The 12,329-nt window shown below is 72.9% G+C and carries 11 protein-coding genes and 1 pseudogene; 8 read left to right on the top strand and 4 right to left on the bottom strand.

What is annotated here, in order from left to right; translation table 11 throughout:
- Nucleotides 1–86: 86 nt before the first annotated feature.
- A complete protein-coding gene (locus ACFXKZ_RS00090; RefSeq protein ID WP_379994709.1) occupies nucleotides 87–1,247 on the top strand; it encodes a PP2C family protein-serine/threonine phosphatase in 1,161 nt (386 codons plus the stop codon).
- Between the two features lie 9 nt (nucleotides 1,248–1,256).
- Here ACFXKZ_RS00090 and ACFXKZ_RS00095 read toward each other — a convergent pair whose 3' ends face one another.
- Nucleotides 1,257–2,105, bottom strand: coding sequence for an endonuclease/exonuclease/phosphatase family protein (locus ACFXKZ_RS00095; protein WP_379994712.1), 849 nt, complete (start codon nucleotides 2,103–2,105; stop codon nucleotides 1,257–1,259).
- Between the two features lie 96 nt (nucleotides 2,106–2,201).
- On the opposite strand from ACFXKZ_RS00095, the gene ACFXKZ_RS00100 reads away from it, so the two are divergent.
- Both ACFXKZ_RS00100 and nudC read left to right on the top strand, forming a co-directional pair.
- Entirely contained in the window at nucleotides 2,202–3,620 is a 1,419-nt protein-coding gene (locus ACFXKZ_RS00100) for a dipeptidase (RefSeq protein ID WP_379994714.1), read from the top strand.
- Nucleotides 3,617–4,537, top strand: a complete 921-nt coding sequence (gene nudC, locus ACFXKZ_RS00105; protein ID WP_379994716.1) for an NAD(+) diphosphatase — start codon at nucleotides 3,617–3,619, stop codon at nucleotides 4,535–4,537. Before ACFXKZ_RS00100 ends, nudC begins: the two co-directional genes overlap by 4 nt.
- 87 nt (nucleotides 4,538–4,624) lie before the next feature.
- Here the strand turns inward: nudC and ACFXKZ_RS00110 are convergent, their stop codons facing one another.
- Nucleotides 4,625–4,894, bottom strand: a complete 270-nt coding sequence (locus ACFXKZ_RS00110) for a mycoredoxin (RefSeq protein WP_078979247.1) — start codon at nucleotides 4,892–4,894, stop codon at nucleotides 4,625–4,627.
- 161 nt (nucleotides 4,895–5,055) lie between these two features.
- Here ACFXKZ_RS00110 and ACFXKZ_RS00115 point away from each other — a divergent pair, with 161 nt between their 5' ends.
- The 4 genes from ACFXKZ_RS00115 to ACFXKZ_RS00130 all read left to right on the top strand — a co-directional run bounded on the left by ACFXKZ_RS00115 (nucleotide 5,056) and on the right by ACFXKZ_RS00130 (nucleotide 8,629).
- Nucleotides 5,056–7,272 (top strand): ATP-dependent DNA helicase UvrD2, encoded by a 2,217-nt coding sequence (locus ACFXKZ_RS00115; protein ID WP_379994719.1) that lies wholly within the window; start codon nucleotides 5,056–5,058, stop codon nucleotides 7,270–7,272.
- 175 nt (nucleotides 7,273–7,447) lie between these two features.
- Entirely contained in the window at nucleotides 7,448–7,870 is a 423-nt protein-coding gene (locus tag ACFXKZ_RS00120; RefSeq protein ID WP_379994720.1) for a hypothetical protein, read from the top strand.
- A gap of 202 nt (nucleotides 7,871–8,072) precedes the next feature.
- Nucleotides 8,073–8,348, top strand: coding sequence for a WhiB family transcriptional regulator (locus ACFXKZ_RS00125; RefSeq protein WP_101897040.1), 276 nt, complete (start codon nucleotides 8,073–8,075; stop codon nucleotides 8,346–8,348).
- 59 nt (nucleotides 8,349–8,407) lie between these two features.
- Nucleotides 8,408–8,629: a hypothetical protein gene (locus ACFXKZ_RS00130; protein ID WP_078975532.1), complete on the top strand. Its 222-nt coding sequence runs from the start codon at nucleotides 8,408–8,410 to the stop codon at nucleotides 8,627–8,629.
- A 106-nt stretch (nucleotides 8,630–8,735) separates the two neighbouring features.
- Here ACFXKZ_RS00130 and ACFXKZ_RS00135 read toward each other — a convergent pair whose 3' ends face one another.
- Together ACFXKZ_RS00135 and ACFXKZ_RS00140 are read right to left on the bottom strand one after the other, a co-directional pair.
- A complete protein-coding gene (locus ACFXKZ_RS00135; RefSeq protein ID WP_379994723.1) occupies nucleotides 8,736–10,181 on the bottom strand; it encodes an ABC1 kinase family protein in 1,446 nt (481 codons plus the stop codon).
- Nucleotides 10,178–11,284: a ThiF family adenylyltransferase gene (locus tag ACFXKZ_RS00140; protein ID WP_379994725.1), complete on the bottom strand. Its 1,107-nt coding sequence runs from the start codon at nucleotides 11,282–11,284 to the stop codon at nucleotides 10,178–10,180. The genes ACFXKZ_RS00135 and ACFXKZ_RS00140 overlap by 4 nt, the downstream gene beginning before the upstream one ends.
- A 322-nt stretch (nucleotides 11,285–11,606) precedes the next feature.
- On the opposite strand from ACFXKZ_RS00140, the pseudogene ACFXKZ_RS00145 reads away from it, so the two are divergent.
- Nucleotides 11,607–12,119: pseudogene (locus ACFXKZ_RS00145) on the top strand (M48 family metallopeptidase); the annotation flags it as partial.
- Nucleotides 12,120–12,329 lie beyond the last annotated feature (210 nt).

The following is a 12,329-nucleotide window of genomic DNA, read 5'->3' on the forward strand; positions in this document are numbered from 1 at the left end:
GGCCGATGCGGCCGGATTCCGACACTCGTATGGTTTATGAGGATCGACACGACGGCGAACTTCGAACGGGACGGGAAACGGCACCGGTGCGCGGAACAGCACAGACGAGACGGGCACTGCGGCTCGTCGGCGTTGCGGGTGATCGCCCGCTGCTGCCGGTGATCGACCTGATCCTGCGCCTGCTGCCCTTCCTGGTGATCCTCGCGGTCGTCGTGCTGGCCGCAGCGACCCCGGAGAACGTGCACGTGGGTCCGCTGCTCGCGGTGGCGCCGGCGTTGTCCGGCCTCACCCAGACGGCGCCGCGCGGCCCGCTGATCACCGGCGGTGTCGCGGCCGTGGTCTCGGTGGCGCTGGCCGCGCTCGGCCAGGGCCGGGGCGGCGGCGAACCGTACGTCACGCTGGTCTCGGTCGCGCTGGTGACCACCACCGCGTGGCTGGGCGTACACGTGCGCATGCGCCAGGAGCGCACCATCGAGGAGGTGCGCAGCGTGGCCGAGGCGGCCCAGGAGGTGCTGCTGCCCCAGGTGCCCGGCACGGTGGGCCCGCTCACCGTCGGCGTGCGCTACCGCGCGGCGGCGGCGGAGGCGCGGATCGGCGGCGACCTGTACGAGGTGGTGCCCACGCCGTTCGGCATCCGTGTGGCGATCGGCGACGTGCGGGGCAAGGGCCTCGGCGCGGTGCGCACCGCCGCCGCCGTGCTCAGCGCGTTCCGCGAGGCGGCCTACGAGGAGCCGGACCTGCCCGGCGTGGCCCGCCGGCTCTCGGCCAGCCTGGAGCGGCGACTCGGCGAGAACGACGAGGAGTTCGTCACGCTGATCCTGCTCGGCTTCCCGCCGGAGCCGGCGTGCGTGGACATCCTCAACTGCGGTCACCCCGCGCCGCTGCTGCTGCGCGCGGCTCGCGCGCAGGCGCTGGATCCGCCGACCCCGACCCCGCCGCTGGGCATCATGGACCTGCGCCGGCTCGACCTGCCGGTGTTGCGGGTGCCGCTGTTGCCGCGGGACCGGCTGCTGCTGTACACCGACGGCATCATCGAGGCGCGCAACCCGGCCGGCGAGTTCTATCCGCTGCCCGATCGGGCGCCGGACTCGTTGCCCGGAGTGGAGGAAACCCTCGACCGGCTGGAGGCCGACGTGCGGCGACACGTGGGCCGACCGCTCCAGGACGACGCGGCGATGGTGCTCCTGGAGTACACCCCGGTGGTGGCCCGCCCCGAGGAGCTGCGCGGGGCCCGGCTGAGCGCCTGACGCCCGGGCTCAGCCGACCTTCACCTCGACCACCAGGGCGCAGTGGTCGGAGACGCCGAGGCGGACCGCCTCGGTGCGGCGCACCGCCTCGGGGCCGATGCCGTATCCGAGCACGTGGTCGAACTGGACCCTCGGGTGGTACGAGGGGTAGGTGGGCACGCGGGCCAGCGAGCGCCAGCGCACCGCGCCCGCGCCGCGTCCGCGCCGGCCGACCACCGCCTGCGGGATCCGGCCGGGCAGGTTGAAGTCGCCGAGCAACAGTTGCGGACCGGGCAGGTCGGCGGTGGAGCGGCGGATCCGGGCGAGTTGGGAGATGTTCCAGCCGGGTACGAAGGACAGATGCGCCGCGAGCACCGTGAACGGCCCGTGCGGGCCCTCGACCACCGCCGCGAGTACGCCCCGGGGCTCGTCCGGCACCCGGGTCAGGCCGGGCCGGCCCTGCACCCGCAGCGGCAGGCTCAGCGGCGCGGCCGGGAAGCGCCGGACCCGCCAGCGCGAGACCGGCAGCCGGGACAGCAGCGCGATGCCGTATCCGGGCCCGCCCTCGCCCCGCTCGTCCGCCGCGTAGACCCGGCGCTCGTCCGGCACCGGCGGCTCCTCCGTCCACCCCGACACCGGCGCCGGGACGCCGTGCACCGAGGCCAGGAAACGCCACTGGGACATGCCGAGCGCCTCGGCCGCGATCGCCGCCTGATCGGCGCCGCCGGAGCGCTCCTGGTGCCGGTCCACCTCCTGCAGGGCCACGATGTCGGCGTCCAGATCGGCCAGCGCGGCGCGCAGCCGATCCGGGTGCGACGCGCCGTCGGCGAGGTCCATGCCGTGCAGGAGATTGAAGGTCGCGACACGCAACGTGGTCATCGGCCGACGGTAACCCGCCCGCCGCCCTGCCGTGCGCTTTCCACCCGGCGACGGCCGCGTGCCGCCTGCGCGGGGGTCGGGCATATGGTCGAATCCATGAGCATCACCGACCGCGGCGTCGTCGAATACATAGGCGCCCACGCCGACGACTTCCTCGCCGATCTGCGCACCTGGCTGGCCATCCCCTCGATCTCCGGCGACCCCGCGGCCGCGGCCGACGTCGAGCGCAGCGCGTGGTGGCTGGGCGGCGCGCTGCGCGACACCGGCTTCCCCACCGTCGAGGTGTGGGAGACGCCCGGGCTGCCGGCCGTTTTCGCCGAGTGGCCCTCGGCCGACCCGGACGCGCCGACGGTGCTCGTGTACGGACACCACGACGTGCAGCCCGCGGCGCTCGCCGACGGATGGAGCACGCCGCCGTTCGAGCCGACCGACGTCGGCGACCGGCTGTACGCGCGCGGCGCCGCGGACGACAAGGGGCAGGTCCTGTTCCACCTGCTCGGGGTGCGGGCGCACCTGGCGGCGACCGGACGTACCACCCCCGCGGTGAACCTCAAGCTGATCGTGGAGGGCGAGGAGGAGTCCGGTTCGCCGCACCTGGCGGCGCTGCTGCGCGAGCGTCGCGACCGGCTCGCCTGCGACGTCGTGGTGGTCTCCGACACCGGGATGTGGGGCGCGGACACCCCCAGCACCTGCACCGGGATGCGCGGCCTCGCCGAGGTGCAGATCGACTTCCACGGCCCGAGCGCGGACATCCACTCCGGCTCCTTCGGCGGCGCCGTGCCCAACCCGGCGACCGCGCTGGCCCGGCTGATCGCCGCGCTGCACGACGAGGACGGGCACGTCACCATCCCCGGCTTCTACTCCGGGGTCGGCGAACTCACCGAGTACGAGCGGGAGTCGTTCGCCAAGCTGCCGTTCGACGAGAGCGTGTGGCTGGGCAACGCCAAGTCCGGCGCGGCGGCCGGCGAGGCCGGATACAGCACCCTGGAGCGGGTCTGGGCGCGCCCGACGGCCGAGGTCAACGGCATCTGGGGCGGCTACATCGGCCCCGGTCGCAAGACCATCGTGCCCACCTCGGCGCACGCGAAGGTGTCCTTCCGGCTGGTGGACCGGCAGGACCCGGACGAGATCGAGCGGGTCGTGCGCGCGTGGGTGAGCGAGCGGGTGCCCGCCGGGATCCGCTGCGAGCTGGACTTCGGCACCGGCGTCCGGCCCTGCCTGACCCCGCTCAACCACCCCGCGCTGCGGGCGGTGGTGCGGGCGATGGGCCGCGCGTTCGACACCGAGATCCTGTACACCCGCGAGGGCGGCTCCGGGCCGGAGGCGGACCTTCAGGACGTGCTGCGCGCGCCGGTGGTCTTCCTGGGCGTCTCGCTGCCCGACGACGGCTGGCACTCGATCGACGAGAAGGTGGAGAAGCCGCTGCTGCTCAAGGGCGCGGAGGCCGCCGCGTACCTCTGGGAAGAGCTGGCCGCGAGCCGACTCGACGCCGCGGCGGGGAGGGACGAGCGTTGATCCGCCCCAAGCCCGTCGCCGGGCAGGCACTGGCCCGATCCGCGCTCGACCGGGCCTCCGAACACCGCTTGGACCAGGCGTGGCTGGACGCGGCGTGGGCGCGGCCCGACACGCGCGTACTGGTCCTGGCGCAGGGCCGGGCCCGCTGGTCGGGCGAGGCGGGCGAACCCCGCCTGCTCCTGGTCGACTCGGCGAGCGCGCCGGTGGGCGAGCGCCGGTTGCTCGGCCTCGACGCGGCCGGCGTGGCGTACTTCGCGGTGGACGTCGAGAAGTTGCCGGAGCCCGCCGAGGACGGACACGAGGGCGGCCTGCGCGAGTTGGGCACGCTGCTCGACGACCGGGACGCGGGGCTGCTCGTGCACGCCACCGGACTGCACCACTGGCATCGCACGCACCGGTTCTGTGCCCGCTGCGGGCAGCCGACGGAGTCGGCCGCGGCCGGGCACGTGCGGCGCTGCCCGGCCTGCGGCACCGAGCACTATCCGCGCACCGACCCGGCGGTGATCATGCTCGTGCTCGACCGGGACGACCGCTGCCTGCTCGGCCGCCAACCGCAGTGGCCCGAGCGGCGCTGGTCCACCTTCGCGGGCTTCGTCGAGCCCGGCGAGTCGCTGGAGCAGGCGGTGGCGCGCGAACTGCACGAGGAGGTCGGCGTGGTGACGTCGGCCACCACCTACGTGGCGAGCCAGCCGTGGCCGTTCCCCTCCAGCCTGATGCTGGGCTTCATGGCCTACGCGGTGGACGACAGGGTGCACGTGGACGGCGAGGAGATTTCCGAGGCCCGCTGGTTCGACCGCGCCGAGTTCAAGGAGGCGATCGACACGGGCGAGGTGCTGATGCCCGGGTCGTTGTCCATCGCCCGGTACCTGATCGAGAAGTGGTACGGCGGCCCGCTGGACGAGGGCAACCACTGGTGAGCGCGGGGTGAACACGCTCCGGCCGGGTCGGCGACGAGTCTTCGTCGCGGACCCGGCCGGGGAGACCGTGCTAGCACGTGGGTGCGCTCAGGCGGCCAGTTCCGACACGGCGGCCTTGACCTGGGCCAGGCTCGGGTTGGTCGCGGTCCACAGCGGCGCGCCGCCGTCGGCGGGCAGGATGACCAGCGTCGGCACGGTCTGGTTGCCGCCGTTGACGCTCATCACGAAGTCGGCGGCCGCGGGGTCCTGCTCGATGTTCACCTCGGTGTAGGCGATGCCCTCGCGCTCCATCTGGCTCTTCAGCCGGCGGCAGTAGCCACACCAGGTCGTGCTGTACATCGTCACGGGGGCCGACATCGTCATGCGCTCCTTTGTGTTCGCCCGGTCCGGGAACGGCTGTCCCCAAGCCAAACGTGCGCCCCCTCGGTTTGATTCCACCGGGTTCCCGGGCCTGTGCACATCGGGGCCGCTGTGCACAACCGGCCTCGGTGCGGCGCGATGCCTGAGAGGATGTGCCGATGATCGCTTCCCCCGACGACGTCCTCGACGCGCTCGATCCCGAGCAGCGGCGGGTGGCCGAGGCCGTCGACGGCGCGGTGTGCGTGCTCGCGGGCGCGGGCACCGGCAAGACGCGGGCGATCACCCACCGGATCGCCTACGGCGTGCTCTCCGGCGCGATGCAGCCCGGACAGACCCTGGCGGTCACCTTCACCGCGCGGGCCGCGGGGGAGCTGCGCGGCCGGCTGCGCGACCTGGGCGTCCCGGGCGTACAGGCGCGTACGTTCCACTCGGCGGCGCTGCGCCAGCTGTCCTACTTCTGGCCGAAAGTGTTCGGCGGGCCGCCGCCGCAGCTGGTCGAGACCAAGATCATGCTTGTCCGCGACGCGGTGGCGCACTGCCGTCTGCGCGCCGATCGGGCCGAGCTGCGCGACATCACCGGCGAGATCGAGTGGGCCAAGGCCACCCAGACCGCGCCCGACGACTACCCGGGCGCGGTGCTCGCGGCGGGCCGCAAGCCGCCGCGCGCCGCCGCCGAGATCGCGCACGTCTACGCGGCCTACGAGAAGATCAAGTCCGGCAAGGGTCGGATGGACTTCGAGGACGTGCTGTTGCTCACCATCGGACTGCTCGACGAGCGGCCCGAGGTGCGCGAGGCGGTGCAGGCGCAATACCGGCACTTCACCGTGGACGAGTACCAGGACGTCAACCCGCTCCAACAGCGCCTGCTCGACCTGTGGTCGACCGGGGCCCGCAGCCTGTGCGTGGTCGGCGACGCGAGCCAGACCATCTACTCGTTCACCGGCGCCACACCCGCCTACCTGCTCGGATTCCGCCGCCGCCATCCCGACGCGAAGCTGGTCGAGCTGGTCCGCGACTACCGTTCGACCCCGCAGGTGGTGGGCCTGGCCAACCGGCTGCTCGCGCGCGCCGGCGGCGAGGCGGCCAAGCACCGGCTCCAGCTGATCTCGCAGCGCGGCACCGGCCCGGAGCCCGACTTCGTCGAGCACGCCGACGAGCAGGCCGAGGCGGAGAGCACCGCGAAGCGCATTCGCGCGCTGATCGACGACGGGGTGCGGCCCGCCGAGATCGCCGTGTTGTTCCGCACCAACGCGCAGTCCGAGTCCTACGAGCAGGCGCTCGCCGACCAGTCGGTGGCCTACCTGCTCAAGGGCGCCGAGCGGTTCTTCGAGCGGCCCGAGATCCGGCAGGCGATGGGTTTCCTGCGCGCGCACGCGATCTCCGGCGGCACCGACGCGGAGGCCGGGCCGTTGGCCGCCGAGGTGCGCGCGGTGCTCGGCGGCACCGGCTGGAGCGCGGAGCCGCCCGCGGGATCCGGCCAGGCCCGGGAGACGTGGGAGTCGGTGGCCGCGCTGGTCCGGCTGGCCGAGGAGTTCGCGGTCAAGCGGCCGCAGGCGTCGCTGCGCGACTTCACCGTCGAGCTGGCCGAGCGGGCGAGCGCCCAGCACGCGCCCACGGTGGAGGGCGTGACGCTCGCGTCGTTGCACGCGGCCAAGGGGCTGGAGTGGGACGCGGTGTTCCTGGTCGGCCTCAACGAGGGCATGATGCCGATCTCCTACGCCGACACCCCGGACAAGATCGAGGAGGAGCGCCGACTGCTCTACGTCGGGGTGACCCGGGCGCGTGAGCGGTTGACCCTGTCCTGGTCGCTGGCCCGCACCCCGGGTGGGCGCGGGCGTACGGCCTCGCGGTTCCTGGACGGGCTGCGCGGCCCCGACGGCGGGCGCGGCGTCGGCTCGGCGCGGCCCGACGCGTACCGCTCGCCCGGCACCGGAGCGAGCCCGGGCGGTGTGGTCCGGCCCCGGCGCAAGGTCGGCCCGGTGCGCTGCCGGGTGTGCGCGCGGGCACTCCAGGACGCCGCCGAGCGCAAGATCGGGCGCTGCCTGGACTGCCCGTCGGACGTGGACGAGTTCCTCCTTGGGCAACTGCGCGAGTGGCGACTGCGCCGGGCCGACGAGCACAGCCAGCCCGCCTTCGTGGTCTTCACCGACGCGACGCTCACCGCGATCGCCGAGACCCGTCCGCTCAACGAGCGCCAACTCGCCGCGATTCCGGGGGTGAGCCGGACCAAGCTGGAGCGATTCGGTGACGACGTGCTCGCGCTGTGTGCCGGCCACGACCTGGCGATCGAGCCCGATCCGGACGACTACGGGCACATTCCGGAGGTCGAACAGGACCTCGAGTCGGCCATCGAGGATGCCCCCGACGGGGGGTGAGATGCGAGGGGTTTCCCTCGAGTGATGAGGGCCATGCAATAAATCGTTTGCGCCTTGCTCCAAACCGCATCTACGCTCACGAGCACGGTCGGAACGTTCGACCGTGCTCGTCCATGAAACCTGGAAGCACCCCTGCGGTGTTGCCCCGAAACCCTCTCGGAAGGAGGTGAACGTCGTGATTACCAGGAACCTGAAAGCCCAGCGTCAGGCGTTCGCCGTCACTCCGGTCGTGGTGTCGGTGGGCTCCGCCAAGCTGTCGCATGCCGATCTCTCCGTGTCCACGTCCGGCCTGGCCGGGCTCCCCGTGGTGACGTCCTATGCCGGGACCGATGCCCTGATCACCGCCTCCGCGCGACTGCGCGGCAACGGCAGTGGTGTGTCCGCAGCAGCGGGTGCCTCAGGACTCGTCGGTCTGGCGGACAGCGCCGAGGGTCCGTGGCAAGGCGAGCAGGCAGCGAAGGCGCGTCGCGACGAGCGACCGTCGAGCGCGGCGGCTTGCGAGCAGGCGCAGAAGCAGGAATCGCAGCGGGCCAGTGGCATGACCATGGCCGGTTTTGCCGGGAACAACGGGTATCCGTCCTGGAGGAACAGGACCTGACGAGACGTCAGGTCGGCACCCTCCAGGGCCGCGGAATCCCGAACACCGGGATCCGCGGCCCTTGTCTTTTGTCGGCTGTCAGCAAAAACCGAGTAGCGACCACCGGGGACGCGAGTCCCACGAATCACAGGAGCACCACGTGCCCCACGGCAAACCCCCCGCACCCGGCAGTACAGCCACAGCGACATCGGAGGTAGACCTGATGACCCTCACCGGTTTCGAGGACGTCGAGCAGCTCGAGTCCACGATCCCCTGCCGTTCCTACGACCCCGAGGTCTTCTTCGCCGAGTCCCCGGAGGACGTCGAGTACGCGAAGGCCCTGTGCCGCGAGTGCCCGGTGCGCGAGATGTGCCTGCAGGGCGCGCTCGAGCGCCGCGAGCCCTGGGGCGTGTGGGGCGGCGAGCTCTTCGTGCAGGGCGTCGTCGTCGCCCGCAAGCGTCCCCGTGGCCGTCCGCGCAAGACGGAGGTCGCCGCGTGACCCCCCCGGCGGGACCCCGACGTACCAGGACCAGAGATCGCGCGTACGCGCAGGAACCCATGAAGCACATTCACGACACGAACGCAGTTCTTCCCATGGACAGGAGCCGGGAGTTGCATCTGATCAACGAAGCCCTGGCGAGGGCTCGGATGGATCAGGAGCTCCGCGAGGCGGAGCTCCAACGCAGGGCGTACCACGTCCGGATGGCGCGCAGGATGCGTCGTCGGGCCGAGGTCGCCTCCATGCGGGCGCGCCGGGCGCTGGCCATCGCGGTGATGTAGTCGAGCCGGTTCGCACGAACGCCGAAGGGCGGGCACCCCACCAAGGGGGCGCCCGCCCTTCGGCGTTCGCGCGGATCGGCGCCGGGGTCGACCGGCCGGACGGTGCCTAACGGCCGGCGGTGTCCGCGTCGCCCGTCGCGTTCTTCGGGGCCGGTGCGTCGGCCGGGTCGTCCTCGATCTCCTCGATGTCCTCGAACTCCTCGATCGCCTCGAGGGAGAAGTCGAACTCCTCGGCCTCGTAGTCGTCTTCGAAGCCGGGCAGCCAGGTGGCCAGTTCCTCGCGGAAGGGGGCGGTGGCGCCCAGCTGACACAGCACGCCGATGGTGCTCAGCGTGACCCGATGGATCAGCAGATAGCTCGGCGGCAGGTTGAGCTGGCGGGCCAGCGCGGAGGCGGGATTGCGCGGGTCGCCGATCCGCGCGCCCTGTTCGCGCATCCAGGCCCGGGTGAAGGTGAACTCCTCGACCTCGGCCGGTTCCAGGAACGGCAGCAGGTAGTCCAGCACCTCGCCGGCGTCCAGCTTGATCGACGGCTTGACGAAGCCCTCGGTGCGCAACACCTGCATGACGCTGTCCGCGTCGCCGTCGAGCGCGAGCCGAAAGGCCCGGCCGATCGGCTCGGGCAGCCCCTCGGGCAACCGGTTGACCGTGCCGAAGTCCAACACGCCCAGGCGCCCGTCGGCCAGCAGCCGGAAGTTGCCCGGGTGCGAGTCGGCGTGCAGCATGCCGGTGCGGGCCGGACCGGAGAACAGGAAGCGGGTGAGCATGTGCCCGGCCCGGTCGCGCTCCTCCCGGGTGCCCTTGTCGATCACCTTGGACAGCGGTGTGCCGTCCATCCACTCGGTGATCAGCACCCGTTCGGTCTGGTGCACCACGTGCGGCACGAAGATGTCGGGGTCGCCGTCGAACTCCACGGCGTGCGCGGTCTGCGCCTCCGCCTCCAGCTGGTAGTCGAGCTCCTCGGCCACCCGGGCCTTGAGTTCGGCGATCAGCGGCTTGACGTCGATGCCCGGGATCAGTGCGCCGGCGAAACGGGCCACGTGACCGAGCTGGTTGAGGTCGGAGATCAGCGCGTCGCCGGCTCCGGGGTATTGGATCTTGACCGCGACCGTGCGGCCGTCGTGCCAGACCGCCCGGTGCACCTGGCCGATCGAGGCGGCGGCCGCGGGCGTCTCGGAGAACTCCTCGAACAACGTGCGCCAGTCGTCGCCGAGGTTGTCCGCGAGCGCCTTGTGCACGGTGCGCGCGGGCATCGGCGGCGCCGCGTCCTGAAGTTTGGTCAGGGCCGAGCGATAGGGCCCGGCCACCTCCTCGGGCAGCGCCGCCTCGAACACCGACAGGGCCTGCCCGAGTTTCATCGCGCCGCCCTTCAACTCCCCGAGCACCTTGAAGAGTTGTTGCGCGGTGCGCGCCTGCAGCTCCGCCGCGACGATCTCGGCCGGTCTGCCGCCGATGCGCCTGCCCAGGCCCAGTGTCGCCCGACCGGCCACCCCCAGCGGGAGGGACGCGAGCTTGGCGGTGCGGGTGACGGCCCTGCGCGGAAGATCGCTCACGCGACCCATTGTGTCCGACTCGGCGGCGCGGCATGTGTGATGGGGCCCACGTCTTGCGCCGGGCGGGTGGCGCCGCAGTCGCAGCGCGCGTGCGGCGCCCAGCTCCGGCGCCGGGTCAGCCCGTCGGGCAGCTCGATCTCCACAGTCCCGTCCACGGTGGTGGGCAGCCCGCCGTCGAGGAAGGTGAGCACCTGGAGCGCGGCCCGGGCGGCGACCTCGGTGGCCAGCACCACGTCGCACGGCGGCTCGCCCGGACCGGGCGCGGCCGCGAGTTGGGCGAGCAGGCGCGGCCAACCCGGATCCCGGTCGCTGCGGGCCAGGTCCAGACACCGACCGCAGGCCGAGCGGCCGACCAGGACGAACGGCCCGATCACCCCCGTGGTCTCGCGGATGTCGGCGTACAGGTGCGGCACCCGCTGTCGGATCAGCCGGGCGCCGGGGGCCGGATCCGGACGGCCCTCCGGGACCAGCACCGCGACGTCGGGCGTGCCCCGTCCGGCGGGCAGCGCGCAGCGCACCCCCGGAGCCAACCGGCGCAGCGCGGCCCGCACGGTGGTCTCCCGGCGCGGCCGCTCCGCGTCCCAGCCGTAGGCCACCGGCCCCGCATCGCCCGCCCGCACCGGTCGGCGATCCGCGGGCACCACGTGCCCGATGCCGGCGGCGGCGAGCAGCCCGGCCACCGCCGCGCCCACCCGACCGGCGCCGTGCACCGCCACCACCGCCCGCGAGCGCCGGTCCAGCGCGGCCAGGCCCGCGCCGCCGCTGCCGTGCACCAGGGCCAACGAGGTCAGGTCCGGGCCGAGTCGGGCCCGCTCGTGCGGCAGCGCCGGCACCGGGGTGGGCCGCCCGGACGCGTCCTCGAGCACGTCCTCCCGGGCGAGCAGGTCGAGCACCGCCGCGGCCCGGGCACGGGGCAGGCCGACGCGGTCGGCGAGTTCGTAGGTCCGGGCCAGGTCCCGGGTGCCGTCCAGGTGTTCCACGAAGCGGGTGGTGACCGGGTCGAGCCCGCCCAGCAGCACCGCCCGAGCCGGGTCCAGGCCCAGTTGCAGGGTCTGTCGATCGCGCCACAGCCGGCGCAGGGCGGGCTTGAGCAGCGGACGCATGGGCGGCCTCCGAGGGGACGGTACGCGCGGACGAACAGCGACGACCGAGGCCCGACGCACCGGGCTCGACCGGCCCCAGCGTGCCCGCCGGGGACCGGACCGGGTATTTCGTTGTCCACAGCCCGCGTATGAATATGCTATTTGGAAATATTAGGCACAGAACAATGGAATGGGAGCTATCGCGCGAATAGTGCTTATACCCGCGAATATGCCCGCGAAAAGCGATGCGGAATATCCCCCGCCGGCCCGAAGCGGGCGCGCCCTGTCGGTGCCGTCGGTTAACGTCCTGGATGTGGTCGCGGATCCCGGGGTCGGACACGACATGCTGTCCGGAGCCCCGTACCAGGGTGCCGTCGAGGTGCGTCGCAGCGCCCGACGGAAACGAACCGTATCGGCGTACCGGGACGGGGACCGAACCGTGGTCCTGCTGCCCGGCCGCATGACGCAGACCGAGGAGAAACGCTGGGTCGGCGTGATGCTGGAGCGCTTGGCCGCCCAGGAGCGCCGCCGACGCCCCAGCGACGAGGACCTGGCCGTGCGCGCCCGGGAGTTGTCCGCCCGCTATCTCGACGGCCGGGCCGAGCCCGCGAGCGTGCGCTGGGTGGGCAACCAGAACACCCGCTGGGGTTCGTGCACACCGGTCGACGGCACCATCCGGCTCTCCACCCGCCTGCGCGGTATGCCGACCTATGTCGTCGACTATGTATTGCTGCACGAGTTGGCGCATTTGCTGGTGCCCGGACACGGACCGCGTTTTTGGACGCTGCTCGCCGCATATCCGCGCACCGAACGCGCACGGGGATATCTGGAGGGCGTCGCGACCGCGAGCGGGCTGGCGATGAGCGACGAGGCCGACACCGATCCGGCCGCCGTCGAGCCGCCGCGGACCGGGGCCGAACCACCGGCGCCGACCCGGGGGCGCGCCCCCGCGGCCGGCGCGCGCGGCGCCCGCAAGGGCACCGCCGCTGCGGACGGTACCCGGGCGGGGACAACGCGCGATCGGGCCGCCCGCAAGCCTCGCGGCTGACCGGGATCCGGCTCGGCA

Origin of the sequence: Embleya sp. NPDC059237, assembly GCF_042754105.1 — a bacterium.
In the GTDB taxonomy this organism is placed as follows: domain Bacteria; phylum Actinomycetota; class Actinomycetes; order Streptomycetales; family Streptomycetaceae; genus Embleya.

Coding starts and splice junctions, on each gene's coding strand:
- ACFXKZ_RS00115 (WP_379994719.1), top strand. CDS start 5,056: ATGATCGCTTCCCCCGACGACGTCCTCGACGCGCTCGATCCCGAGCAG.
- ACFXKZ_RS00130 (WP_078975532.1), top strand. CDS start 8,408: ATGAAGCACATTCACGACACGAACGCAGTTCTTCCCATGGACAGGAGC.
- ACFXKZ_RS00095 (WP_379994712.1), bottom strand. CDS start 2,105: ATGACCACGTTGCGTGTCGCGACCTTCAATCTCCTGCACGGCATGGAC.
- ACFXKZ_RS00110 (WP_078979247.1), bottom strand. CDS start 4,894: ATGTCGGCCCCCGTGACGATGTACAGCACGACCTGGTGTGGCTACTGC.
- ACFXKZ_RS00100 (WP_379994714.1), top strand. CDS start 2,202: ATGAGCATCACCGACCGCGGCGTCGTCGAATACATAGGCGCCCACGCC.
- ACFXKZ_RS00125 (WP_101897040.1), top strand. CDS start 8,073: ATGACCCTCACCGGTTTCGAGGACGTCGAGCAGCTCGAGTCCACGATC.
- ACFXKZ_RS00140 (WP_379994725.1), bottom strand. CDS start 11,284: ATGCGTCCGCTGCTCAAGCCCGCCCTGCGCCGGCTGTGGCGCGATCGA.